The sequence below is a fragment of the Natrinema sp. DC36 genome, from assembly GCF_020405225.1.
Lineage (GTDB): Archaea > Halobacteriota > Halobacteria > Halobacteriales > Natrialbaceae > Natrinema.
On sequence record NZ_CP084472.1, the window covers coordinates 3,993,037 to 4,017,236 of the forward strand.

Consider the following 24,200-nt stretch of genomic DNA (forward strand, 5'->3'; position numbering starts at 1 on the left):
CTGCGGCGGCAGTTTGCCCCAGAACCGGTACTGCAACTACCAGCATCCGGGGTCGCCCCGCGTGGCGGCAGCGCAGTCGCGCTCGAACGAGTAAGTGGTTTTATCGTTGCACGGAATGCATCGCCTATCGTGACAACGCTGGTCGTCTGCCTCGACCGGACCGACGACGTCGGCCGGAAGACTGGCCTCCGCTCGCCCGTCGTCGGCTGGGAAGCAGTCCGCGCGCTCGTGACCGACGTCGGCCTCGCGGATCCGGAGGACTCGGGAGTGAATACCCTGCTCGAGTCGCTGCGGGTCGCCCAGGACCTGCGCGACGAGAACGAGGAGGTCGTCGTCGCGGTCGTCTCGGGCGACCGCGAGTCGATGGTGTCGGCCGATCGGGCGGTCGCAGAGCAGCTTGACGACCTCATCGCCGACTACGACCCGGACTCGGCGGTCGTGGTGACCGACAGCGCGGACGACGAACGGCTGATTCCGATCGTCGAGAGCCGCGTTCGGGTCGACTCCGTCGATCGCGTCGTCGTCCGGCAGGCCCGCGACATCGAGTCGACCTACTACCTGCTCAAGCAGTTCCTCGCGGACGAGGAACTGCGACAGACCGTCCTCGTTCCGATCGGGCTAACGCTGCTCGTCTTTCCGCTGCTCGCGACCACCGTCGGCCCCGCGGAGGGAGCGGCCGCGATCACCACCGTCATCGGACTCTTCTTGCTCTACAAGGGGTTCAACGTCGACGAGATCCTGGCGAGATTCGCCCACCAGACGCGGGAGTCGCTGTACTCCGGCCAGGTGTCGGTCGTCACCTACGTGGTCGCGGCCGGACTGACGTTCGTCGGTCTGTTCGTCGGCGCGCTCGGCGTCTCAAATCTCGGAGACACGCCGGGAGTAGTCATCCCGGCGACGCGCTTCGCGTTCGACAGCATCCCCTGGCTGGCGATGGCCGCGCTGACCGCCAGCGCCGGTCGGCTGCTCGACGAGGCGATCGGCGAGGATCCGATCCGCCGGTCCTTTCTCAACCTGCCGTTTATCGTCGTCGCCGTCGGGCTGGTGGTTCGGGGCTTCTCCGCGTACTTCCTCGAGGAGCAGGATGTAATCGATCCGTTCGTCGTCCCCGAAAACGAGTTCGGGATCTTCTCGAACGAGCAGTTCGTGATGGTGGCCGGGGAACGGCTCGCGCTGTTCGTCGTCACCGCGATCGTGATCAGCCTCGTCGGGGCGCGGATCGCCTCGTCCGTCAGCGGCTCGCGCGAGGACGTCGAACGGGGTGACGGCGGTCCGGAGACGGAACCCGCGGACGGCGATCCGCCGTCGCCGGACGGTCCCGAGGCGGTCGCCGATCGCGAGGCCGATCCGACGCTGGAGCGGTTCGATCCCGAGCGCACCGACGGCGGGGCCGACTCGAACGCGAGTCCCGATGCCGGAGCCGACCCGAGTACGGGATCCGACGCCGGCGGACGGGACCCCTGATCGTTCGGACTCGGTATTCATTTACCCGCTCCTGCCCACCACCGACCATGAGCGACGCAGACGGCGCGTGGGTGAGCCTCTTCTCCGGCGGTAAGGACTCCTCGTGGGCGCTGTATCGGGCCCTCGAGCAGGGGCTCCCCGTCGAACGGCTCGTCACCGTCCATCCCGCGGGCGACTCGTACATGTATCACGTCCCCGCAACGGAGCTGGCCGCGCAGGCGGCGGAAAGCATTGGGATCGAACTGATCGACGTCGAACCCGACGACTTCGCGGCCGACGCGGCGACCGACTCGAGCGCGCAGGGCGACGACGAACTCGAGCCCCTCGAGGCCGCCCTCGAGGAACTCGATCGCCTCCTCGCGGGCGGTATCGCCGGCGTCACGGCGGGAGCCGTCGAGAGCGAGTACCAGACGAGCCGCATTCGGGGGATGTGCGACCGGCTCGACTGCGACCTCTTCGCGCCGCTGTGGCAGGAAAACCCCCGCGAACTGGCCGACGCGATGCTCGAGGCGGGCTTCGAAATTACGATCATTCAGGTCGCGGCTCACGGACTCGACGAGTCGTGGCTGGGTCGAACGCTCGACGCCGATGCGATTGCGGATCTCGAGGATCTCCACGAGGAGTACGGCGTCCACATTCTGGGAGAGGGCGGCGAGTTCGAGACGTTCGTCGTGGACGGGCCACATATGGATCGGCGGATCGATCTCGAGTACGAGACCGAGTGGGGCGGGACGCGCGGGCGGTTGCGGATTACGGACGCGCGACTCGAGTGACAGCGATTGTACCGCGAGCGAACGGAGTGAGCGAGCGGCCTTTTTGGTCTCTTTGCGAATAGTACGGGACCTCTGGTCCCGCATACCGTGCGAACGGCACTTCGTGCCGTGAGCAGACGAAGTGAGCAACGATCAGCGAGAGCGATGCTCTCACCAGACAGATGTTGCGCCGAGATGTGACGGATGGTACTCGATCGGTCACGCCCCGACATCGAGCGGTTCGAATACGTACATGTGTCGGAGATCGACATCGTACAGGAGCGTTCCCTCCGGCATCCGCCGGAGACGCCAGACGACGTACAGGTCCCCGACCGCGCCGGTCGTATTTATGACTACCACCATATAGGCCGTGACGGCGATGCTCGACACGGGAACGGCCAAAAACGGCGTCGCAACGACCGCGATACTCACGAGCGGGGCGAGCCCGATGGGGAACAGTTGCTCGCGTCGCTGGAACTGACCGAACGCCGCCGCGTAGAAGGCACCCATGGCCGGATTCACCCCGTAGGTCACGTCCTGTCCGTAGTAGTGCATAACAGTACCGTGAATTAGTTCGTGGACGACGACTGTCACGAACAGTGCTACGACGAGCGGAAGTCCCACATCGATCATGTCCAAGACGACTACTGTACTATCCTCCGTTTCAGTCACGCTGAACAGCGTTGCGAACACCTCCGGTCCCTGTATTTGCCAGAGCAACCAGCCGAATCCGTATGCCGTGAACAAAAACAGCGGAATTGACACCAACAGCAGCATCAGTGTCGGATATTCGAACAGTTTCGGCTCGTCGTATCCCTCCGGTGGTGCCGGTGGACTCGGCGTCTCTCGTTCGGTACGGACTGTCGAATCCGTCTCGACCATACGACCGATTCTCTGTTCCGGTACTTGACAGTCCCGCTGGACCACCGCTCTACTCGGCGTGGCGTCGGTCTGTGAGGGCGCGGGCCAGGCCGTGAACGGACGAAATCGGCCGAACGGGCGGTCCCTTTCCCACTGTGTTCGGTTCAGCTACTGATCCGATACCTCGTCTCGAGCGGCGCGCTCTCGTACCGGGCGAGCACCAGGTGGAGTCCGATTGCCACGGCGAACAGCCCGAAGTTCCAGATCGGCGAATCGTAGTAGATGACGTCGACGATCACCGGCTCCGAGTACAGCGGCCAGAAGGGCTTGATCGGGGGCGCGATGTCGGGTGCGGAGAGGATATCCGCGAACAGGTGGCTGATTCCGCCGAGTGCTAACCCCGCTGTCGCGAAGACGAAGACCGTCTCGGACGTGATCTCGGTGCTTCGAATCCAGCGGCTAGCAGCGAACCAGGGGGTGAGCCACTTCGCGACGGCCGCGCCGACGAGGACGCTCATCAGGAGCACGAACACTACGGTGTGAGTCACGCCGTGGTGGGTGATCGGGAGCACCTGCTGCAAGACGAGATCGGTGTCCGGGAGCATCGCGGTGACTAACGCGAAGCCCGTAAACCCCAGCGCGCCACGTCGGCCCCAGACGAGCCACGACGGGGCGGCGAACAGCAGCGCCATCGCGAGGTGGCCGGTGACGTCGACCATCGGTGTGGTCGCCTATCGGAGCCTCCGGGCGATCCGGAGGGCCAGCGACACTGCTGTCCCGATGCCGGGAACGCGGGACGAGAGCGCGGCCGCGCCGAGAAGCAGGAGGCCGCTCTTTGGCCGCCCGCGCCGAAACGCCAGTAGGCTGTCGATCAGCGTCGATACGATGCTTAGCTTGTTCGCTGACCGCGAGTTCAGGTTTACCATCGATATGTTTGCACGCGTAGGACCCGTATAGTCAAATCCGACACCGCTGCAGTAGCAGGCCGCCGAACCGATCGGCTTCGACCAAAAAGCGGCTTACTCACTGCGTTCACGGGTCGCTACGCGTACCGTTCGATCGCGGTCCTAATCGTGTCGGAAACAACGAAAGACTCGCTCCGCTCGTCTTTCGAGCTTTCGGCACTCCTTCGCTACCGCTCAGTCGTGCCGAAAACTCCGCTGGCCTGTAAACGCCATCGCCATGCCGTGTTCGTTCGCCGCCTCGATCACGTCCTCGTCGTTGACCGAGCCGCCGGGCTGGACGACCGCTTCGATGCCCGCCTCCGCGGCCTCCTCGATACCGTCCGGGAACGGGAAGAACGCGTCCGAGGCCATAACGGCTCCCTCAGCGTCCTTTCCCTCCGCGTGTTCATCGGCCTTCATCGCTGCCAGCCGAACCGCGTCGACTCGAGAGACCTGTCCCATCCCGACGCCGACCGTCTCGGTGCCCTTCGTGAAGAGGATCCCGTTCGATTTGACGTGTTTGAGTGTCTGCCACGCGAACACCATCGACTCGAGTTCCGCGTCGCTCGGCTCGCGCTCGGTGACGACCTCGAGGTCGTCGACCGAGATCGACTGGAGGTCGCGTTCCTGGACCAGCCGGCCGCCGACGAGGGGTTTTTCGGTGAAGCGCTCGGTCCGCTCACCTAACTCGCCGACGTCTAAGACACGGAGATTGTCCTTCTCGAGGAGTACCTCGAGCGCGTCGTCGGTGTAGCCGGGCGCGACGACGACCTCCTTGAACGAGTCGATGACCTGCTCGGCGGTCGCGGCGTCGCACTTGCGATTCAGCGCGACGATGCCGCCGAAGGCGCTCATCGGGTCCGTCGAGAGGGCCTTCTCGTAGGCCTCGGCCACCGAGTCGGCGGTCGCACAGCCCGCGGGATTGGTGTGTTTGATGACCGCCGCCGCGGGCTCGTCGAACTCCTTGATGAGGTTGAGCGCACCGTCGGCGTCGTTGTAGTTGTTGTACGACAGCGACTTCGCGCCCTCGTTCAATTGGTCGGCGTGGACGACGCTGGCCTCGTCGCAGGTGTAGTCGGCGTAGACCGCGGCGTCCTGGTGCGGGTTCTCCCCGTAGCGGAGCGTGTCCGCGCGGTCGTCGGAGACCAGCCGACGTGCCGGGAGACCGTTGTGATCGTTCGAATCCGTACTCGCCACGTCCGCGTCGACAGAAACGGTGCCCGCCTTGAGATCCACATCGACTGCCCCTTCGGCGAACCACTTCACGGCTCGCGGGTACGCGCGGAACTCGCCCTCGTAGAGAACCCGCTCTTTCAGGTCCTCCTCGTCGTCGCCCTCGTAGACCGGGATCGGCTCTTGCGTGACGATCGGCCCGGCGTCGACCTCGCTCTCGAGGACCGCGCCCTCGGCGTCCGTCGCGTCGGTGACGACGTGGACCGTACAGCCGGTCACCGAGACGCCGGCCTCGAGCGCGTCGCCCCACGCGTCCATCCCGGGGAACGACGGCAGCAGTGCGGGGTGAACGTTCAGCGTGGTCGGCGCGGATTCGAGGAAGGTATCGGAGAGGATCCGCATGTAGCCGTCCAGACAGACGAGGTCGAACTCGTAGTCCGACAGCGCCTCGAGCACCGCCTCCTCGTGCTCGCTGCGGCTCATGCCGTCCTCCAGCGGAACGACCTCGGTCGGAATCCCGCGCTCGGCCGCGGCCTCGAGCACCGGCGCGTCCTCGGTGTTCGTCAGGACGACGGCGAACTCGACTCCGCCCGGCCGTCGGTCGGCGATGTTCAACAGATTGCGCCCTCGGTTGCCGGCCATCCCGGCGATTCGCGTCATGGTCGAACCCGCGCCCGCGAGCGGCAAAGTGGTTGCGGTCTCGGCGGATGAACTATGCACGAACGTGTATCGATCCACCGATATTCGCGACGTGAATCGTAGAGGTATGCACGCTCGTGGCATCGGACGCTCCGGGTTTCGATACGCTTTTGCACCGCGCTGGACAGACTCGCACAATGACCGAGACCGACGCCCTGTACGCCGTCTCGCCGCTGGACGGCCGGTACGACGGCCGGACCGCCCCGCTGTCGCCGTACGCGAGCGAGGCCGCGCTCATGCGCGCCCGCGTTCGCGTCGAAGTCGAGTACCTGATCGCGCTAGCCGACCTCGAGGCGACGCCGCTCGAACTCGGCCTCGAGGCGCGCGAGCACCTCCGCGGGCTGTACAGCCACTTCGCCGAGGAGGACGCACGATTGATCAAAAAACTCGAGACGGAGGGTCACGCCGACTTCGAGGCGACGAACCACGACGTGAAGGCCGTCGAGTACTTCGTTCGGCACCGACTGCCCGAGGACAGCGACGCCTCGGCCTGGATCCACTTCGGGCTGACCAGCGAGGACGTGAATAACCTCGCCCACCGGCTGCTCGTCCGGGACGCCGTCGACGAGGTGCTCCTTCCGGAACTGTACGACGTTCGGGACACGCTCGCCGGGATGGCCCGCGAGCACCGCGACCTTCCAATGTTGGCCCGGACCCACGGCCAGCCCGCGACGCCGACGACGTTCGGCAAGGAGATGGCCGTCTACGCCTCGCGTCTGGGTCGGGCGACCGGCCGCATCCGGCAGGCGACAGACGATCTGCGGGGGAAACTCGGCGGCGCGTCGGGCACCTACGCGGCCCACGTCGCCGCCTATCCCGACGTCGACTGGCCGGCGTTTGCACGGGAGTTCGTAGAGGGGCTGGGCCTCGAGTTCGAACCCCTCACGACGCAGGTCAATCCCTGTGACGACCTCGCGGCGCTGTTCGACGCGTTCCGCGGGGCCAACGCCGTGTTGCTCGATCTTGATCTCGACGTGTGGCTCTACGTCTCCGACCGCTACCTCGGGCAGGAGGCCGTCGAGGGCGAGACGGGGTCGTCGACGATGCCCCACAAGGTCAACCCGATCGACTTCGAAAACAGCGAGGGCAACCTCTCGAAGGCCAATTCGGATCTCTCTTTCCTCGCGGACTACGTCACCACCTCCCGACTCCAGCGCGACCTCTCCGATTCGACGGTCAAGCGCAACATCGGCGGCGCTTTCGCCCACTGCCTGATCGCCTACGGCAAGACCGCGTCGGGGCTCTCGAAGGTCGTCCCCAACGAGCAGGTCATGCGCGACGACCTCGAGGACACCCCCGAGATCATCGGCGAGGCCGTCCAGACCGTCCTCCGGCGCGAGGGGCAAGCCGACGCCTACGAGCGGGTCAAGGCCGTCACCCGCGGGAAGGACGTGACCCTCGCGGACTTCCGCGAGCTGTTCGACGAACTCGAGGTCGACGAGGACGTCCGCGAGGAACTGCACGCGTTGACGCCGGCGGGTTACACCGGCGTCGCGAGCCGGCTCGTCGACGACCTCGAGTAGAACGACCGACTGTTCCTGTCGTCCATCGCCGACCGTTCCGTCATCCACCTGTCGGCCGCTTCCCCGACCGCCATCCACCCGCCGATCGCTTGCCCGACCGCTATCCGATTTCCGGGATCCTGCTCCGGCCCTCGATTCCGAGACCGTGACTGTATTAATCGCCCTGCGTCGAGGATCGGTATGGAATACCTCGTGTGGGTGCTCGTCGCCCTCCTGGCCTACGGACTGATGGCACCCCTGACGAGCGTCGTGACGTCGGACGTGCCGCCCGCGGTCGCGCTCTTCCTCTCGACGACGATCTTTCTCTGTCTGACGACCGTCGTGCTCGTCATCACGGGGACCGGCCGCCCGTCCGACGCGGTAACTCCGTCGGCGGGAATCGTCTACGTCGCCGGCCTCTTTCTCTCTTCGGGCATCCTCGCGTACTATCAGGCGCTCGAGCGAGGCCCGGTTAGCGTCGTCGTGCCGATCTACGGTCTCTTCATCGTCGGGAGTTCGATTATCGGGATCGCATTTCTCGGCGAGGAGCTGACCGCGACTCGCGGCGCCGGCATCGTCGCCGCAGCGGGTGCGATCTACCTCGCCGCCGGAGGGGAGGAGTGATGCGACGGTACATCGGCCTCTCGCTGTTTTCCTGTCTCGCGTACAGCCTGGTCGCCCCCCTGCTCTCGATCGCGATGACCGACATGTCCAGTACGATGGCCGTGTTCCTCTCGAATTCGGTGATGTTCGTCACCGTCGGACTCGTGCTCGTCTATCGCGGGCTGTCGGTACGGCCGTACCTCCGACATCCGCGGACGCCACATCTCGTCGCGATGGGCGTGCTGTTGACCGTCGGTCTGCTGACGTACTATCGAGCGCTGGCGCTCGGTCCGGTGAGTATCGTCGTCCCGATTTACGGGCTCTTCATCGTGATCAGTTCGCTAGTCGGGCTCGTCGTCTTCGACGAAACTGTTACCATCCGCAAACTCGCTGCTATCGGATTGAGTGTGGTGGCGATCGCGCTGATGTCCGTGTGACGGGAATGTCGGAGTCACCGCACCGGCGGCGGCGTCACCTCCAGTCACCGCTTCCGACCGCGGTCACCGTTTCGACTGGATCTCGGTCGACTCCTCCTGACGAACCGCTTTCAGTTGCTCCGTCTCTCGGAGGATGAACGGTCCGATGGCGAGCGTTCGCTTCATGACCGTGAGGACGCGGAGCAGATGGGAGAGCAACACGGCGAACGGGGCGAGCGTAACCACGTAGAGAGCGCTGACGACGAGGTAGGCGGTACTGACGCCGAACGCTGCGCCGGTGACCTTCGCGGGGTCGAACTCGAGCATCATGTAGCCCGCGATCGCCAGCGCCGGCATCGCGCCGTAGAGGACTGCTCGAGAGATGTTGATGATCTCCCACTGAACGTAGAGGGTCTTGAAGTGTTCGCGCGCCGGGCCGAAGAACCGCAACGCTTCGATCAGTTCGTCGAACGCGGTCGCGGCCTCGGTCGACAGCGACTCGTCGTACTTGTCACGGAGCGTCCGCGCGGTGAAGATCTTCCAGGAGTAGTTGTAGTTCAGGACCGGTAGCAACGTTTCGAACGAGCCGAAATCCGCGTCTCGCAGGTCGTCGCTGACCGTCTTGCTGTGTTCGACGAGACCGTCCGTGAACGCGGCGATTTCCTCGTGTTGTGCTGAACCTTTGTCGCTGGTAACCGCGTCGTTGAGTGTTATCGCGCGCGTTTCGGCCGTTTCGATGAGCGTCCGGAGAAACCGGGAGGGCTCGACCGGGCTCACGCCGATTCCTGCGGCGTCCTCGACCTCCTCTCGGAACTCGGTCTCGTTCGTCATTCGCTCGCGCTGTTGTCCGAGCGGGCCGATCTCTCCCGCGAGGACGAACTGCGAGACCGACAGGACGAGGGTGACGCTCGTGACGGTCGCGATGATCATCGAACTGAACAGCGAGGAGACGTTCCCTGTCGTCACGAACCGCTGTGGGGTCGTCGGCCCGAAGAGGTGAAAGACGAGGAGCAGTGCGTACGTACTCGCGAGAATGACGCCGGTGACGAGCCACCGGTTCGCGCTGATCAGGAACCAGATCTTCACGCGCGTTTCGCCGACGCGTTCGCGCATCGTATCGGCCGGCCGCGAGCCGGCGTCCGGGTCGCTACTCATGGAGTCCGTTATACATCGGCCCCGTTGGGTAAAGGACTGCTGCCGTCAGTCGGAGACAGGTCGGCGCGCCCGGCTATCGCAACGGGGGCGACGCGAGCGACCCCGACGACGGCTCGAGGCCAGGCCGTCCTCACCCGACCAGTTCGACCAGCGTCGCCTCGAGCGCCCGCGCCGCCTCGCGGACGTCAGCGATCCGCACGTACTCCCGCGGGGCGTGTGCGACGGCTCCTCCCTCGTCGGCGAGCACGCCGGGGCCGAAGACGACCGTCGGCGCGTCCGCCGCGAAGTACGAGGCCTCCGTCGCCGCGGTGAACGGACGTACCTCGCCGCCGGACGCGCTTGCGAGTGCTTCGACGACCGCCGCGTCGGGATCCGTGTCCCAGGCCTCGAGGAACGGCGTCGGCCGGTCGGTAAAGCGAAACTCGAGGCCGATATCGTCGGGCACGGCGGCCCGCAGGTGTGCCGTCAGCGATTCGTGAAACTTCTCGGCCGTCTCGGGCGGGACGCTCCGACGATCGACCGTCAGGGCGCAGTCGGCCGGCACCTGATTGGTCGCCTCGCCACCCTCGACGACGGTCGGCGTCAGCGTTGCCGCGCCGAGTCGGGGGTGGGCCGGCGGCGCGTCCGCCTGCTCGTCGACGGTTCGAATCGCCTCGAGGACCGGCTCGAGGGCCGCGACCGCGTTGCTCCCGGTCTCGGGTTCGGCGGCGTGGGCGTTGGCTCCCGAGAGGTGGATCGTCCCCTGAAATCGCCCCTTCGCGGCCGTACAGACGTCGAGGTCGGTCGGCTCGCCGACGATCACCGCGTCCGCGTCTCGAGTGGGCGACTCGTCGCCCGACACCAGCGCATAGGCTCCCGTCGAGAGTACCTCCTCGTCGGGGGTGATCGCGAGCGTGACTCGACTCTCGGTCGGCTCGACCGCGAAAAAGGCCGAGAGAATGGCCGCGAGCGGTCCCTTCGCGTCGCAGGAGCCCCGCCCCCGAATCACGCCCGAACCGTCAGCACCCTCGTCACCGTCGCGCTCGTAGGGGACGTGCGGTGACACCGTATCGATGTGCGTGTTCAACACGACGTGCGTCTCGGCGCTGGTCGCCGGCGGCCCGCGGCTCGCCAGCACGTTCCCGGCGTCGTCGACGCGGGGCTCGATGTCCCGTGTCTCGAGCGTCTCGCAGAGAAAGTCGCGCATCGGCCCGACGGCCTCGTGGGAGGGACGCTGGACGGCGTCCTCGAGAAACGCGATGGGATCGAACGCGTCGTCGCCGTCGGGCCCGGCGGCGGAACGACCGTCCGTCACGGCTCGATCGGCGGCTCGACGGCCACCTCGCCGTCGAACTCGTGTTCGACCGGCCCGGCGAGCGTCGGACGCCCGCGGTCGTTGAAGCTCACTCGCAGATGGCCGCCCGGCGGATGAACGTCGACCGGGTCGGCGTCGGTGAGTCCGAGGCGACGCGCCACGACGGCCACGGCCACCGCTCCGGTGCCACAGGAGTCGGTTTCGCCCTCGACGCCGCGCTCGTAGGTGCGCTGGCGGAAGCCACCCGACCCGTCGGGGCTGGCCACGGTGACGTTCGTTCCGCCCGGGAAGACGTCGGCGTGGCGCACCGGCGGCGCGAGTTCCTCGAGGTCGACGTCGTCCACATCGTCGACGAAGCTCACCGCGTGGGGGACGCCGGTGTTGACGACCGACACCTCGAGGCCCTCGATCTCCGCGTTGAAGACCGGTTCGTCGGCCGCGACCGGAATCTCGCCGGGGTCGAACGTGAGCGGGGTCATCTCGATGACGACGTCCTCGCCGTCGCGATCGGCTCGAAGGGTGCCCGCCTGGGTGTCGATCATCACGCTGTCGCTCCCGGTCCGATTCATCGTCCACTCTGCGGCGCAGCGAGCGCCGTTGCCGCACATCGGTGCCGTCGCGCCGTCGGGCTGGAACAGCGTCATCACGACGCGAGGCGGGTTGAACGTCTCTTCGGGAGCGAGAAAGAGGACCCCGTCGGCACCGACGCCGTCCGTCCGGTCGCACTCGCGCTCGGCGAGGGCGCCCCGGTCCGGGACGTGTTCGTCCGCGTGGATAATTAGAAAGTCGTTGCCGGTGCCGTGGTACTTCTGGAATGGGATACTCATCGTGCTCTCGTCAGTCGTTGTCGATGTCGCTCGCCCGGCCGTGGTCGTTCTTTCGGTCCGCGCTCGGGGCACTCCCTGCCTCGCGCTCCGCTCGCGTCACGTCGTCGACCGTTTCGCGGCGACGGGAGAGTCGACCGCCGCCGTCCTCGAGGACGATCGACGCGGGCCGGGGTCGGGTGTTGTACTGGTTCGCCATCTCGTAGCCGTAGGCCCCCGCGTTGCCGATTGCGAGGATGTCCCCACGTTCGCTTACCGGGAGTTCGCGCTCGGTACAGAAAACGTCGCCGCTCTCGCAGATCGGGCCGGCGACGGTCTGCGGGAGTCGTTCGCGGCCGTCGCCGTCGTTCGAGGCCGATGCCTCCGCGTCGGCGGTCAGGTTCCGGATCGGATGGTACGCGTCGTACATCGCGGGCCGGATCAGGGTCGTCATCCCCGCGTCGACGCCGGCGACGGTCGTTTCGCGGGCCGCCTTGACGGTGTTCACTTCGGTGAGGAGCACGCCCGCGTCCGCGACGAAGTAGCGACCGGGCTCGATCGCCAGTTCGGCGTCGATCTCGCCGATCGCGTCTCGCGTCGCCGCAGCAACCGACTCGAGGTCCAGCGGCTCCTCGTCCTCGCGGTACGGAACCCCGAACCCGCCGCCGACGTCGACGAACTCGAGGTCACCGACCGCGTCGGCTACCGCTCTCGCCAGATCGCCCATCCGCGCGACGAACTCCCGGTGGGCCTCGAGCTGGTCGCTCGAGACGCCGGAACCGACGTGAGCGTGGATTCCGACGATGTCGAAGCCGCGGTCGGCGGCGTCCGCGAGCACGTCCACCGCACGCTCCGCGGGGACGCCGAACTTCGCCGCAGCGCCCGTCCGTACCTTCTCGTGATGGCCGGCACCGATGCCGGGATTGACCCGCAGACAGAGCCGGCCGGTATAGCCGCGGTCGGCCAGCCGATCGATCGTGTCCTCGGAGCCCGCGGTGACGGTCAGCCCCGGGTTCTCGTGCCAGGCGTCGACGATCCAGTCGAGGTCCCCTGCGGGCGGGTTGACCGCCGTGTAGTGGACCTCCGAGCCCGACGCGCCGGCCTCGAGCGCCCGCTGGACTTCCCCGGCGGAGGCACACTCGAGGCCAGCCCCCGCCTCGCGAAGCGTCGAGAGGACGTCCCCCAGCGCGTTCGCCTTCACCGCGTAGAGGATCTCGGCGTCGGAAAAGGCGGCCTCGAGTCGCCGGTAATTTTGGCGGACTCGCTCGAGGTCGAGAACGTACAGCGGCGAACCGTACTCCGCAGTAAGGGCCCGTAGTTCGGCCGCGTCCCAGTCGGAGAGGCGGCGGACGGAAAGCGAAGCCACAGCGTCAGTCATTGTCAGTTTCAGGTGACCGCGAGAATTCAAGCTTTGGGTTCCGTCTCGGCTACTCGACTTCGCGCGCTTCCCGTTTGATCTCGTCGATCGACTTGCCGTCGAGCGCATCACCGACGGCATCTCGGAGGCCCTCGATCGGGTCGTCTCTCAACGGAATCAGTTCGACCCGATCGTCGAGTTCGACGACGCGGTATCGATCGCCGTGTTTCTCACGGATGTCCCGCGGGATGACGATTCGGCCTCGATCGTCGGCCTCAGTCCGTTTGCTCATTTCGATCCGACTACGAGGAGAATGGACAAAAACCTCCCTACGCTTCGTCATCTTCCCCGCGGCGATCGAAACTCAGTTCCCACGAGACACGTCCGCCAGCGGCGCGTCTATTCGCGCAGCGCGTCCTCGCGTTCGGTCGCCTCGAGCGTCTCGGTCTCGATATCGGTCGCGACGACGGCGGGCTTGTAGGCCCCGCCCTCGAAGAGGTCGTGGTCGCTGATCGAGGACTCGACGAAGCGGGTGAACGCGCGCCGGTCGGCGGGCAGTTCGCCGTAGAGAACCTCCTCCTCGACGAGGTCGTAGACCGGGATTCGCGGCGTCAGCAGCGTGTTCTCGCCGACGACGCTGTTTTCGCCGACGACGAACCCGCTCGTGACGCGACAGCCCGCCCCGAGCGAGACGTTGTCCTCGACGATGACCGGCGCGCCCTCGACTGGCTCGAGGACGCCCCCGATGAGGGTGTTCGCGCCGAGTTTGACGTTGTCGCCGATCTGCGCACAGGAGCCGACGGTGTCACAGGAGTCGACGAGCGTGCCGTCACCGACGCGGGCGCCGATATTGACGAACGCGGGGCTCATGATGATGCAGTCCGAGCCGATGTTCGCGCCGCGGCGGACGACGGTGCCGTCGGGCGTGTTGCGACTTCCGCGGTCGCCGTACTCGCTCGAGTCCGCGAGCGGCAGGACGTCGTTGTACGTGGTTCCACCGTGTTCGTACTGGCCGATCGAGCGGAGGCCGAAGTTCAGTAGGATACCCTGCTTGACCCACTCGTTCGCCTCCCAGGAGTCCCCCTGCTTCTCGGCGGCGCGGATCTCGCCCGACTCGAGGGCGTCGAGGAAGGCCTCGAGGGTGGCGTATTCGTCTTCGCCGGCGGATTCGGCGTCGATTTCGTCGTTCTGCTTTCGCTCCCACAGCTCGTCGATTTCGGTCTCGAGTGCGCTCATTCCGTAATCACGTCCGAAAAGTCGTACCACCCCGCCTTCTGTCCAGCGATCCAGACCGCCGCGTCGACCGCGCCGGCGGCGAACACGCCGCGATCCTCGGCGCGGTGCGTGAGCCGAACTTCCTCGTGGTTGCCCGCGAGGACGATTTCGTGTTCGCCCGTGATATCGCCGGCACGGAGCGCGTGAACGCCGATTTCCCGCTCCGAACGCGGCGCGTCGCCCTCGCGGCCGTGCGTGCGCTCGGTGAAGTCCCCGTTGGCCTCGATCTCCTCGAGCAGCCGATTCGCGGTGCCACTCGGCGCGTCGCGCTTTTCGTTGTGGTGGGTCTCGACGAGTTCCACGTCGTAGCCGGGCAGGTTCCGGACCGCCTGACCGACGACGTTGACCAGCGCTTGCACGCCGCGGGCGAAGTTCGGCGCGTGGAGGACGGCGATATCCTCGCTCGCCGCCTCGAGCGCCTCGTACTCCTCGTCGTCGAACCCGGTCGTGCCGGTGACGAAGGCGACGCCCGCCTCGGCGCACGTCGCGGCGTAGCCGGCGGCCGACTCGGGGCCGGTGAAGTCGATCACGACGGTCGGTTCGCGCTCGGCGACGAGCGAGTCGAACTCGGCCGCGGGCTCGATGGTGATCCCCCCGACGGTCGCGTCGCCTCCGGGCTCCCGGTTGACGGCGAAGACGATCTCGCAATCCTCGCGCTCGGTCGCGGCGGCGATCACTTCCCGGCCCATGCGCCCCGTCGCGCCGGTGATGCCGAGCCTGACCGTCATCGATCACCCTCCGCCGCGTCCGCCACTTCGGTCGATTCCCGCTCGAGGTCGGCCAGCACGGTCTCGAGGTCCTCGCGGTACTCGTCGGCCAGCCGGGAAAGCGGCGAGCGCATGCGGGCCGGGCCGTAGCCGCGGATCTGCATGGCCTCCTTGACCGGGATCGGATTGGTCTCGACGAAGAGTCCGCGGAACAGCGGGCCGAGTTCGTGGTGGAGGTTCCGTGCGCGGGCGTAGTCGCCGTCCAGCGCCGCGCCGACCATCGCGCAGGTCCGCTCGGGTTCGATGTTCGCGGCGACGCTGATCGTTCCCGTCCCGCCGACGGAGATGGTCGGCAGGGTGAGTGCGTCGTCGCCCGAGAGCACGGCGAAGTCCTCGTCGGTCGTTCGTTCGGCGATCTCGCCGATCTGGCCCAGATCGCCGCTGGCGGCCTTGTAGCCAGCGATATTCTCGTGGCTCGCGAGTTCGACGGCCGTGTCGGGTTCGATGTTTCGGCCCGTCCGCGAGGGGACGTTGTAGACGATCTGGGGCAGGTCGACGGCGTCCGCGATCGTCCGGAAGTGCTCGACCAGCCCGCGCTGTTCGGGCTTGTTGTAGTACGGCGAGATGAGCAACAGGCCGTCCGCGCCCGCGTCGGCGGCACGTTCGGAGAGTTCGAGGGCCTCGCGCGTGTTGTTCGAGCCGGTGCCCGCGATGACCGGCACGTCGTCGACGGCCTCGATGACCGCTTCGACGACGCGGACGTGTTCGTCGTGGGTCAGGGTCGCCGACTCTCCCGTGGAGCCGACGGGGACGAGCCCGTCGACGCCCGCGGCCTCGAGGCGCTGGGCGTCGGTCTGGAGCGTTTCGAAGTCGATTCGCCGGTCGTCGTCGAAGGGCGTGCACATCGCCGGAAAGACGCCCGAAAGGTCGATGGGTGAACTCATGTGTTGACTGTGGTGTCGGTGGGTCGTGTGTCGCCCTTCGATCGGTAGGGTGTATCGGTTCCGATCGGTGGGCGCTCTGGGGTTCGTTGAATGCGGTCAGTCGTGCGGTCGAATCGTACCCGGGACGGGGTGCCAGACCCGCCGCGAGCACACTCACGCACGTTTCCGTTTTGGAAAACGAGAACAGACGCCGCTCACGACGGGGCCGACGGTCTGGTGAGCGACGCGGCACATGCCTGTGACGTGGATCCGAACTGACTTATCCGTTGTGTCTTTGATCGACTTCCCTGCGACGCAATACCTGACATACAGTTCCGCGTAATTTATCCCCGAGCGTTACTTACCGTCGCGTATGACAGATTTCGGACTGAAAGTGCGAATGGCGATCGTCGGCTCGATCCTGTTCGCGTTCTACATGCTCGTCGGCGGCTTCGGGCTGCTCTGGCTCGGCACCGGCGCGTGGCCGTTAGTCCTCGTCGGACTGCTCGTGCTACCGGTTATTCAGTACAAGATCGGGACGTGGTCGGCGACCAGAAAGGCCGAACCGATGCCCGAAGACGGCCAGTATCAGGAGATCCATCAGATGACCGACTCCCTCTGTCGGGATATGGGCATCAAAAAGCCCAAACTGATGGTCATGGACATGGGCGTCCCCAACGCCTTCGCGACCGGTCGGAAGGGCAAGGGCGTCGTCGTCGTCTCGACGGAGCTCATCCGTCTCCTCCAGCGCGACGAACTCGAGGGCGTGATCGCCCACGAGCTCGCCCACATCAAGAACCGCGACGTCATCGCGATGGTGGTGGGGAGTTCCATCGCGATGATGGTCGGCTGGGTCGCCTACATGGTCTACATCATGAGTAGCGAGCGCGGCATCGGCGGAATCATCGTCGGCATGGTCATCTCGAACATCGCACAGATGCTCGTCATGATCTTCGTCCTCGCCATCTCGCGCTACCGCGAGTTCGTCGCCGACGAGGACGCCCGTCAGTATATCGGCAGCGGCGACCCGCTCGCCCGCGCCCTCGAGAAGATTTCGAGCGGTGCACAGGGCCGCGAGTCTCAGATCGACGATAGCATGAGCGCGCTGTGTATCTTCAACTCGGAGAAAGGGCTCCTGCAGTCGCTGTTCGCGACGCACCCGCCGACGGAAAAGCGCATCCGGAAGCTTCGAAGCTGAGACCGCCGACGGTCGCAACGCGATCAGAGCGAACGCCGCGATTTTTTATGGTCGCGCGCGACATGCTAGGATATGACGGAAATTCATCCGGGGCAGCGCGTCGCCGTTCTCGTCGACGCCCAGAACCTCTACCATACCGCACAGAGTCTCCATAGCCGGAATATCGACTACTCCGCCTTACTCGAGAAGGCCGTTCAGGACCGCCAGCTCACGCGCGCCATCTCCTACGTCATCCGTGCGGACTCGCCCGAGGAGGAGAGCTTCTTCGACGCGCTGGTCGATATCGGCTTCGAGCCGAAGATCAAAGACATCAAGACGTTCTCCGACGGGACGAAAAAAGCGGACTGGGACGTCGGGATGAGCCTTGACGCGGTGACGCTCGCCAACCACGTCGACACCATCGTCCTCTGTACGGGCGACGGCGACTTCTCGCGGCTCTGTTCGCACCTGCGCCACGAGGGCGTCCGCGTCGAGGTGATGGCCTTCCAGTCCTCGACGGCCGAGGAACTCATCGAAGCGGCCGATTCGTTCCTCGACCTCGGCGACCGCCACGAGACGTTTCTCCTCTGAGTCGACGGACCCGACCGAAGGTTGGCTCGAGCCAGATTCGGGACGAGAGAGTAGTTTCTCGGTTGCTGTCGTCTGTTCAGGATGGAAGCGACGCTAGTTCGGTTGTCGGCTCTGCCAGAGTCCGATCAACAGCGCGTACCCCGTGACGAGCAGCGTCGCACCGGTAACGAGGTACGTAAGCGGCCCGGAAACGAGTGCGGCCGGCCCGATCAGTGTCAGGGTCCCGATGACGAGCAGCGTCACCCCGAGACCGATTTGCGTGACATCCATACGATACCGATAGTAATAAATCGATCATTATAACATTCCCCATCTCGTTCCAGTCCGTTTTCTAACCAATTGGGACATTCGCCGCGAGCAGCTGTCGGCCCCACCCGGCGGACGCGGTATCGGATTCGACCTCGAGTGCCATCGCACCGCCGGCAGGTCGAAGGGCTTTCGACGCGCCGGGTCGAACGCCGGTCAATGAGCGAGCCAGTAGACGGGCGCGCGGGTCTCCCGGAACTCCGGACCGTCGGCGACTACCAGTTCGGCGGGGGCGCGGGCGCGGCCCTGTTCCCGCCCGAGGAATCGCTGACGATCAAACGCACCACCTCGGGGCGGCCACAGCAGGTCCACGCCGAGGCGGGCCGGATCGTCTCCTTCGGTACCGACGGCCGATTCACCCTCGGCCTCGAGGGCGGTCGCCGGCTCGACGCCGCGCTCGCACACCCCTCGTATCGCGTCGTCGTCGACGACGAGAGCGAGCCGTTCGTCCGCGACGAGAAGAACGTCTTCGCGAAGTTCGTGCTCGAGGTCGGCGACGAGATCCGACCGGGTGACGAGGTGCTGGTCGTTCACGAACGCGGCGAGTTGATCGCCGTTGGGACGGCGCGTCTCGACGCCGCAGCGATCCGAGACTTCGAGACGGGGATGGCGGTGAACGTGCGCGAGGGCGCGCCCGCGGAGACGTGACGGAGAATCAGTTCGAGGGACGGAGGATCGTTCGAGGACCGATAGTAGCCACTGAAACGAATTACACACTGATCGCAACGCCGTTGTTCGATCAGGTGTGCAGTGACTTTCAGTGGCGACTCTAGAGCAGGCTGTCGAACTCCTCGAACACGACGCCCAGTCGTGCGTCGATGCGGATCGAAAACGACTATCGGCGGTCCGGGAGTTTGAATGAATTATTAGAGTGTGGGTGTATGTAACGTAGATGAATGCTACAGCAACCAGATCTGAGCGGCCAGGCCGCGTTTATCACGGGAACGACGCGGGGCATCGGGAAACAACTCGCACTCGCGCTCGCCGAACGGGGCTGTGACATCGTCTCGACGGGAAAGACCGTCGACGATTCGGACTCCGACCTCGAGGGGACGATTCACAGGACGGCCGAGGAGTGCGCCGAGAAGGGCGTCGACACGCACGCGATTCAGTTGAACGTCCGCGACGAGGACGCGGTCGAGGCGGCAATCGACGAAGCGATCGACGAGATGGGCGAGATCAACATCGTTATCAACAACGCCTCGGCCATCCAGATCGGCAACGTCGACGGGATCCCGGCCGACCGTTACGACCTCCTGAACGAGGTCAACGTACGCGGCACGTATCTCGTCTCGCGGGGCTTCCTCGATCACCTCCGCGGCGTCGAGGACGACGCCTGGATCCTGACGAACGCGCCGCCGGTCGAGATCGATCGCGCGCCGGGAGCGGCGGCCTACTCCTGGTCGAAGATGGGGATGTCCTTCGTCACGCTGTCGCTGGCGCAGGAACTGGCGGACGACGACGTCGGTTGTAACACCTTCTGGCCGGTAACTGCGATCGATACGCGCGCGACCCGCTACTTCGAGATGGGGACCGAAGACGACTGGCGCACCCCAGAAATCGTCTCGGACACCGTTCTGGAGATCCTCAATCGCGACCCGGGCGAGTTCACCGGAAATCACGTCTACGACGAGGAGTTCCTCCGCGAGGCCGGCGTCGAAGACTTCTCGGAGTACAATCTCACCGAGGGAGATCCCGAACCGACCTCGGCACAGCTCTTCGATCCGAGCTACTCCCGTTCGATTGAGACGTAAGGATACCTCATCATCTCGTCCACGCTACCCGTCGCTCGACCGAACGACAAAGTAAAAGGGAACCCACGGCGACGTATCGAGTATGTTTGGAGGAGGTGGCGGCGGACTCAACCCGCGCAAGATGGAACAGATGATGGAGCAGATGGGGATCGACGTCGAGGACATCGACGCCGAAGAGGTCATCATCCGCACCGACGAGTACGACCTCGTCTTCGACGACGCCGAGGTCACCAAGATGGACGCCCGCGGCCAGGAGACCTACCAGGTCATCGGCTCGCCCGAGGAGGTCGAGGCCGGATCCGCCGGCGGTAGCACCGGGAGCGCCGATACCGGAAGCGACGCCGAACCGTCGATTCCCGACGAGGACGTCGAACTCGTCGCCACGCAAGCCGGCGTGGGCGAGGACGAGGCCCTCGAGGCCCTCGAGGACAACGATGGTGACCTCGCCGCGGCGGTCGCCTCCCTCGAGTGACTCGAGTGAGCGGCGACGAGAACGCGGACGGCGGGGCGGAGACCGAGGCCGACACCGAGACCGACGCGGAGGCCGAGGGCGGCGACGACCGCGTCCCGGTGTTGCTCGTCCGCGGCGACCGCGAATACCTCGTGAAACCCGGTGGAGAGCAGGGGACCGACCTCGGCGTGCTCGAGGTCCCCGAGGACGTGCAGTCGGGCGACACCATCGAGACGCATCTGGGCGACGAGTTTCACGTCCGCCGACTGCGGGGCCCGGATCTCTTTCACCAGTTCGAGCGGACGGGCGCGCCGATGGTCCCCCGCGATATCGGCCTCGTGATGGGCGAAACGGGGATCGCTCGCGGTGATCGGATCCTCGACGCCGGGACCGGAACCGGCGTCCTGGCAGCGATGATGGCCCGCGCCGGCGCGTCAGTTGTGACCTACGAGCGCGACGCCGAGTTCGCGGAGGTTGCCCGCGAGAACATGGCGCTGGGCGGCGTCGAGGATGCCGTCGACGTTCGAACGGGTGACGTGCTCGAGCACCTCGACGACCTCGAGCCGTCGTCGTTCGACGTGTGCACGCTCGATACGGGCGACGCGCCCGCGATGGTCGAGCACGCGCCGGAGCTGCTCGTCGACGGCGGGTTCCTCGCGGTCTACAGCCCGTTCATCGAGTCGACTCGAGCGGTCTCCGAGACCGCTCGAGAGGTCGGCCTCTCGGACGTCACCACTCGAGAGACGATCCAGCGGGAGATGCAGTTCGACGAACGGGGTTCGCGGCCGTCGACCGCCCCCGTGGGCCACACGGGATATCTGACGATCGCGCGCAACGAATAGCGAGTCGGAGACTTTTCTGCTCGAGTTGCAGTAGATTCAGAGACCGGTTCAGCAGTACCTCGAGTGAGCGGTGGCCGAGAGCGGGCTCCGAGCACCGCGAGGAGCCCGCGATCCGGGGGAGGGCAGGCCGTTACCCAGCCATTGACCGCGAGCGAACCCGAAGGGTGAGCGAGCGGGCCGACGACCGACCCAACGGGGAGGGAGGAGTGCTTTTCATCGAAGCTAAGCGGGATCGAAGATCCCGCGAGGTCCGAGAGAGCTTCGCTCTCTCGAGATTTTGCCGAGGGCCAGCTTTGCTGGCCCGCAGCGCAAAAGTTCGTTAGTTATCATCCTCGCGCCACTTGTGCTCACACTCGGTACAGATAAAGAAGCGCGTCTCGGACTCGTCGGCCGATCGGATCTGTTGCATGTACCAGAGGGCGCGGTCGTTATTACACTCGGGACAGATGGCGTTCGTCTCGGGCAGGGAGGTCTCGCCGGAGGACTCGATGACTTCGCTCGCTTCCTGATCGTCGGTGACGGTGTACTCGGAGGCATCGCCTTTCGGCTTCGTAAAGCCACAGCTGTCGCACGCCCAGAGCCCGTCGTCGGCTTTCATCATCGAACCGCAGTCGTCGCAGAATTCCATCGTTGTCCGGGCTACGGAGGTGGAGCGACTTAAGGGGCCTGTTTCAGCCCGTTGACCGGTCTCGGCTCCGATACCGGCGCGAGGCGCTTACCCCTCGCCCTCCGACTGGTACGGCTCGCCGACGGCCTCGCGCGGGAGGACGTTGTTGAGCTCCGACTCGAGGTCGTCCATCGATTCGAAGCGATCGCTGTCACTTCGTTCGATGAGCGCCCCCAGATTTCGCTCGCCGTCCGCGAGGAGGAGGGTGACATCCTCGAGTTCGGCGGCGGCTCGGTCGTTCGTGACGGGGTATTCCAGGTCCTCGAGGACGGATTCGATGCGGCTGAGTTTGACGTCGGACATGGCTGGACGAACGCGGGCCGGCGGCTTGTAGTTCTGCCGTGCTCGCGCGTACTGTCGCGGATACTAACATTTCGATTCGAAACTATAATCGGGTCCGATCACGCAGATACGGTCGATGCGGAGAGTCGTCGAGCGGGTTATCGCACCGTTTGCCGTTGACCGACGGGTACTGGCGCTTGCGGGTGCCCGAATGGCGGACGGAATCGGCAACTCGTTTCTGATCATCGTCATTCCGCTGTACGTGACCAGCGGTATCGTGAGCGGGACGGCGTTCGGCCTCGGGGAGTCGATGATCACCGGGGTCATCCTCTCGATCTTCGGCTTCCTCAACAGCAGCTTTCAGCCGTTTACCGGTCGGTTGTCGGACCGGCTCGGGCGGCGCAAGCCGTTCATTCTGGTCGGACTCGCCGGTCTGGCGGTCACGAACATCGCCTACGTCGCCGCGGAGACGTACGTCTCGTTGCTGGTCATCCGCGGGCTACAGGGCGTCAGCGTCGCCTTCATCATTCCGTCGTCGGTCGCGCTCGTGAACGAACTCGCGACGGCCGGCGACCGCGGGGGGAACATGGGCGTCTACAACACCTTTCGACTGGTCGGATTCGGTGCGGGGCCGGCGGTGGCCGGTGCGGTCGTCAGTCGCGGCCCGTACGCGCTCCCCGGCGGGATGACGGTCGACGGGTTCGCCGCCGCCTTCTACATCGCCACGATCACGGCCGCGATCAGTTACGTGCTGGTGACGGTGCTCGTCTCCGATCCGGAGTCGACGGTCGCGAACGCCGGTGCGGATCTCTCGATTCCGATCCTCGATCGGTCGGGACCTAACCTGCTCGATCCGATCTTCACGCTCGGCGTCGCATCGCTGTTCATGGCGACCGCGATCGCGCTGTTTGCGACCATTCAGCCCCAGGTCAACGCGCGCCTCGAGCAGGGGTCGACCTGGTTCGGCCTCCAGTTTGCGGCGTTCATCATCGCCCAGGTCGCGCTGCAGACGCCGATCGGACGGGCCTGCGACCGGTACGGTCGTCGCCCGTTCATCGTCGTCGGAATGGTCCTGTTGATCCCGACGACGCTCGTCCAGGGGTTCGTTCTGTCTTCGGCTGTCATGTTCGTCGCCCGGTTGTTCCAGGGGATCGCGGCCGCGATGGTGTTCGCCCCGTCGCTGGCGCTGGTGGGCGATCTCGCCGGCGAGGGCGAGTCCGGGTCGAAGCTGTCGGTGCTCACGATGGCCTTCGGCTACGGAATCGCCCTCGGGCCGCTGTCCTCGGGTGCACTGGTGGGCTTTGGCTTCAAAGTCCCCTTCGTCTTCGGAACGGTCCTCGCCGTTTTCGGGGCGATTCTGGTCTATACGCAGGTCGAGGAGACGCTCGAGTCGACGGCCTCGGTGCCGGTCGTCGGGAGCGATTGAGTGGAAGTACCGGTGCCAACCGGGCGTTTCGTGATTCTCGACTCGGTCGCGTCTCTCGCTCCCGTATTCCGAATCGATGACCGTCTCCGAGACTCCCTCTGCGTCCGTGAGCGCTCGAGCCGATGCGCTCGTCTCGCGTTTCTCCGGCCGTTCGATCCCGGACCGGGACCGAACGCGGCGTTCGGGTCGGTCGGCGTGACGGATCACGGAACTGGCGGGACGCAACGCAAAAGTACCGGTTACCCATACGGTTCGACGATGACGCTCTCGGAGGAGGCCAAGGATCGGTTGGCGGACGTGGTGGAGCTACAGCCGACGAAGAATTCCGAACTGCAGGAGCGCTGGGAGATGGACAGCGGCAGCGAGGTCCACCAGTTCCTCGAGAACGAACTCGGCGACTACTACTTTCGGGACGACAACAGCCTGATCCGGGCGACCGCGGAAGCGGCCGAGCTGGTCGACGTCGAGCCGGGGATCGAGAGCGATCCCGACGACGGAGCCCCGTCCAAAATCCGCGTTCCCGAACTGCAAGCGCGGATCGTCGCCGTCCTCGCCGGGCCCGAGGAAGAGTCAGAGAGCGTCGTCTCGGTGCTGCACAAGCTCCGAGACGAGTACGCCGTCGATGCCGAGGCCGAGGACGTCCGTTCGGGTCTCCAGAGCCTGCGTCGCAAGGGCGTCGTCGAGGTCGAGTACCGGACCGTGCCGACGTTCCGGCTGGCGGTCGAGCGCGACGACCTCGAGGTCGCCGTCTCCGACTGACATCCCGCTTTCGAGCC

Annotated in this window: 28 protein-coding genes; 13 read left to right on the forward strand and 15 right to left on the reverse strand. The window is 65.8% G+C overall.

Annotated features, from left to right (window positions below; translation table 11 throughout):
* The first annotated feature begins 129 nt into the window (after positions 1-129).
* Both LDH74_RS20320 and LDH74_RS20325 read left to right on the forward strand, forming a co-directional pair.
* On the forward strand, positions 130-1,464 hold the full coding sequence (locus LDH74_RS20320; RefSeq protein ID WP_226040466.1) for a DUF373 family protein: 1,335 nt from the start codon (positions 130-132) through the stop codon (positions 1,462-1,464).
* A gap of 47 nt (positions 1,465-1,511) precedes the next feature.
* A complete protein-coding gene (locus tag LDH74_RS20325) occupies positions 1,512-2,237 on the forward strand; it encodes a diphthine--ammonia ligase (protein ID WP_226040467.1) in 726 nt (241 codons plus the stop codon).
* Positions 2,238-2,435: 198 nt separating this feature from the next.
* Here the strand turns inward: LDH74_RS20325 and LDH74_RS20330 are convergent, their stop codons facing one another.
* The 4 genes from LDH74_RS20330 to purH all read right to left on the reverse strand — a co-directional run bounded on the left by LDH74_RS20330 (position 2,436) and on the right by purH (position 5,854).
* Entirely contained in the window at positions 2,436-3,098 is a 663-nt protein-coding gene (locus tag LDH74_RS20330; RefSeq protein WP_226040468.1) for a DUF3267 domain-containing protein, read from the reverse strand.
* 143 nt (positions 3,099-3,241) lie between these two features.
* A complete protein-coding gene (locus LDH74_RS20335; protein ID WP_226040469.1) occupies positions 3,242-3,796 on the reverse strand; it encodes a metal-dependent hydrolase in 555 nt (184 codons plus the stop codon).
* 12 nt (positions 3,797-3,808) lie between these two features.
* On the reverse strand, positions 3,809-4,003 hold the full coding sequence (locus LDH74_RS20340) for a hypothetical protein (RefSeq protein WP_226040470.1): 195 nt from the start codon (positions 4,001-4,003) through the stop codon (positions 3,809-3,811).
* A gap of 213 nt (positions 4,004-4,216) precedes the next feature.
* Positions 4,217-5,854, reverse strand: coding sequence for a bifunctional phosphoribosylaminoimidazolecarboxamide formyltransferase/IMP cyclohydrolase (gene purH / locus LDH74_RS20345; protein WP_226040471.1), 1,638 nt, complete (start codon positions 5,852-5,854; stop codon positions 4,217-4,219).
* 176 nt (positions 5,855-6,030) lie between these two features.
* Between purH and purB the strand changes: the two genes are divergently transcribed.
* The 3 genes from purB to LDH74_RS20360 all read left to right on the forward strand — a co-directional run bounded on the left by purB (position 6,031) and on the right by LDH74_RS20360 (position 8,435).
* Positions 6,031-7,416, forward strand: a complete 1,386-nt coding sequence (purB, locus tag LDH74_RS20350; RefSeq protein ID WP_226040472.1) for an adenylosuccinate lyase — start codon at positions 6,031-6,033, stop codon at positions 7,414-7,416.
* Positions 7,417-7,596: 180 nt separating this feature from the next.
* The gene (locus LDH74_RS20355) at positions 7,597-8,019 is read left to right on the forward strand and encodes an EamA family transporter (protein ID WP_226040473.1); all 423 of its coding nucleotides are present in this window, start codon (positions 7,597-7,599) and stop codon (positions 8,017-8,019) included.
* Positions 8,019-8,435, forward strand: a complete 417-nt coding sequence (locus tag LDH74_RS20360; RefSeq protein WP_226040474.1) for an EamA family transporter — start codon at positions 8,019-8,021, stop codon at positions 8,433-8,435. The genes LDH74_RS20355 and LDH74_RS20360 overlap by 1 nt, the downstream gene beginning before the upstream one ends.
* Positions 8,436-8,498: 63 nt before the next feature.
* Here the strand turns inward: LDH74_RS20360 and LDH74_RS20365 are convergent, their stop codons facing one another.
* From LDH74_RS20365 to dapA, 8 genes are all read right to left on the reverse strand, one after another.
* Positions 8,499-9,569 (reverse strand): hypothetical protein, encoded by a 1,071-nt coding sequence (locus tag LDH74_RS20365; RefSeq protein ID WP_226040475.1) that lies wholly within the window; start codon positions 9,567-9,569, stop codon positions 8,499-8,501.
* 130 nt (positions 9,570-9,699) lie between these two features.
* On the reverse strand, positions 9,700-10,863 hold the full coding sequence (locus LDH74_RS20370; RefSeq protein ID WP_226040476.1) for a M20 family metallopeptidase: 1,164 nt from the start codon (positions 10,861-10,863) through the stop codon (positions 9,700-9,702).
* On the reverse strand, positions 10,860-11,690 hold the full coding sequence (gene dapF / locus LDH74_RS20375; RefSeq protein WP_226040477.1) for a diaminopimelate epimerase: 831 nt from the start codon (positions 11,688-11,690) through the stop codon (positions 10,860-10,862). The genes LDH74_RS20370 and dapF overlap by 4 nt, the downstream gene beginning before the upstream one ends.
* Before the next feature lie 10 nt (positions 11,691-11,700).
* The gene (gene lysA / locus LDH74_RS20380) at positions 11,701-13,044 is read right to left on the reverse strand and encodes a diaminopimelate decarboxylase (RefSeq protein ID WP_226040478.1); all 1,344 of its coding nucleotides are present in this window, start codon (positions 13,042-13,044) and stop codon (positions 11,701-11,703) included.
* Between the two features lie 49 nt (positions 13,045-13,093).
* The gene (locus LDH74_RS20385) at positions 13,094-13,315 is read right to left on the reverse strand and encodes an AbrB/MazE/SpoVT family DNA-binding domain-containing protein (protein WP_226040479.1); all 222 of its coding nucleotides are present in this window, start codon (positions 13,313-13,315) and stop codon (positions 13,094-13,096) included.
* A 107-nt stretch (positions 13,316-13,422) separates the two neighbouring features.
* A complete protein-coding gene (locus LDH74_RS20390; RefSeq protein WP_226040480.1) occupies positions 13,423-14,259 on the reverse strand; it encodes a 2,3,4,5-tetrahydropyridine-2,6-dicarboxylate N-succinyltransferase in 837 nt (278 codons plus the stop codon).
* Entirely contained in the window at positions 14,256-15,026 is a 771-nt protein-coding gene (gene dapB / locus LDH74_RS20395) for a 4-hydroxy-tetrahydrodipicolinate reductase (RefSeq protein WP_226040481.1), read from the reverse strand. Before dapB ends, LDH74_RS20390 begins: the two co-directional genes overlap by 4 nt.
* Positions 15,023-15,949, reverse strand: coding sequence for a 4-hydroxy-tetrahydrodipicolinate synthase (gene dapA, locus LDH74_RS20400; protein WP_226040482.1), 927 nt, complete (start codon positions 15,947-15,949; stop codon positions 15,023-15,025). The genes dapB and dapA overlap by 4 nt, the downstream gene beginning before the upstream one ends.
* A 352-nt stretch (positions 15,950-16,301) precedes the next feature.
* On the opposite strand from dapA, the gene LDH74_RS20405 reads away from it, so the two are divergent.
* Together LDH74_RS20405 and LDH74_RS20410 are read left to right on the forward strand one after the other, a co-directional pair.
* Positions 16,302-17,126, forward strand: a complete 825-nt coding sequence (locus tag LDH74_RS20405; RefSeq protein ID WP_226040483.1) for a M48 family metalloprotease — start codon at positions 16,302-16,304, stop codon at positions 17,124-17,126.
* A gap of 72 nt (positions 17,127-17,198) precedes the next feature.
* Complete coding sequence (locus LDH74_RS20410; protein WP_226040484.1) at positions 17,199-17,696, forward strand: NYN domain-containing protein; 498 nt, start codon at positions 17,199-17,201, stop codon at positions 17,694-17,696.
* Between the two features lie 93 nt (positions 17,697-17,789).
* Here the strand turns inward: LDH74_RS20410 and LDH74_RS20415 are convergent, their stop codons facing one another.
* Positions 17,790-17,966: a hypothetical protein gene (locus tag LDH74_RS20415; RefSeq protein WP_226040485.1), complete on the reverse strand. Its 177-nt coding sequence runs from the start codon at positions 17,964-17,966 to the stop codon at positions 17,790-17,792.
* A gap of 195 nt (positions 17,967-18,161) precedes the next feature.
* Between LDH74_RS20415 and LDH74_RS20420 the strand changes: the two genes are divergently transcribed.
* The 4 genes from LDH74_RS20420 to LDH74_RS20435 all read left to right on the forward strand — a co-directional run bounded on the left by LDH74_RS20420 (position 18,162) and on the right by LDH74_RS20435 (position 21,049).
* The gene (locus LDH74_RS20420; protein ID WP_226040486.1) at positions 18,162-18,650 is read left to right on the forward strand and encodes a PUA domain-containing protein; all 489 of its coding nucleotides are present in this window, start codon (positions 18,162-18,164) and stop codon (positions 18,648-18,650) included.
* 248 nt (positions 18,651-18,898) lie between these two features.
* Positions 18,899-19,756: an SDR family oxidoreductase gene (locus tag LDH74_RS20425; RefSeq protein WP_226040487.1), complete on the forward strand. Its 858-nt coding sequence runs from the start codon at positions 18,899-18,901 to the stop codon at positions 19,754-19,756.
* A gap of 82 nt (positions 19,757-19,838) precedes the next feature.
* Positions 19,839-20,228 carry a nascent polypeptide-associated complex protein gene (locus LDH74_RS20430; protein WP_226040488.1) on the forward strand — a complete coding sequence of 130 codons (390 nt, stop codon included), beginning with the start codon at positions 19,839-19,841 and terminating at the stop codon, positions 20,226-20,228.
* Positions 20,225-21,049, forward strand: coding sequence for a methyltransferase domain-containing protein (locus tag LDH74_RS20435; protein ID WP_226040489.1), 825 nt, complete (start codon positions 20,225-20,227; stop codon positions 21,047-21,049). Before LDH74_RS20430 ends, LDH74_RS20435 begins: the two co-directional genes overlap by 4 nt.
* Positions 21,050-21,368: 319 nt before the next feature.
* On the opposite strand, the gene LDH74_RS20440 is transcribed toward LDH74_RS20435, so the two are convergent.
* Both LDH74_RS20440 and LDH74_RS20445 read right to left on the reverse strand, forming a co-directional pair.
* Positions 21,369-21,677 (reverse strand): transcription factor S, encoded by a 309-nt coding sequence (locus LDH74_RS20440; protein WP_226040490.1) that lies wholly within the window; start codon positions 21,675-21,677, stop codon positions 21,369-21,371.
* A gap of 87 nt (positions 21,678-21,764) precedes the next feature.
* Entirely contained in the window at positions 21,765-22,019 is a 255-nt protein-coding gene (locus LDH74_RS20445; RefSeq protein ID WP_226040491.1) for a hypothetical protein, read from the reverse strand.
* Between the two features lie 115 nt (positions 22,020-22,134).
* Between LDH74_RS20445 and LDH74_RS20450 the strand changes: the two genes are divergently transcribed.
* Together LDH74_RS20450 and LDH74_RS20455 are read left to right on the forward strand one after the other, a co-directional pair.
* Positions 22,135-23,424 (forward strand): MFS transporter, encoded by a 1,290-nt coding sequence (locus LDH74_RS20450; protein ID WP_226040492.1) that lies wholly within the window; start codon positions 22,135-22,137, stop codon positions 23,422-23,424.
* A gap of 258 nt (positions 23,425-23,682) precedes the next feature.
* Positions 23,683-24,183, forward strand: coding sequence for a DUF5797 family protein (locus tag LDH74_RS20455; protein WP_226040493.1), 501 nt, complete (start codon positions 23,683-23,685; stop codon positions 24,181-24,183).
* Positions 24,184-24,200 lie beyond the last annotated feature (17 nt).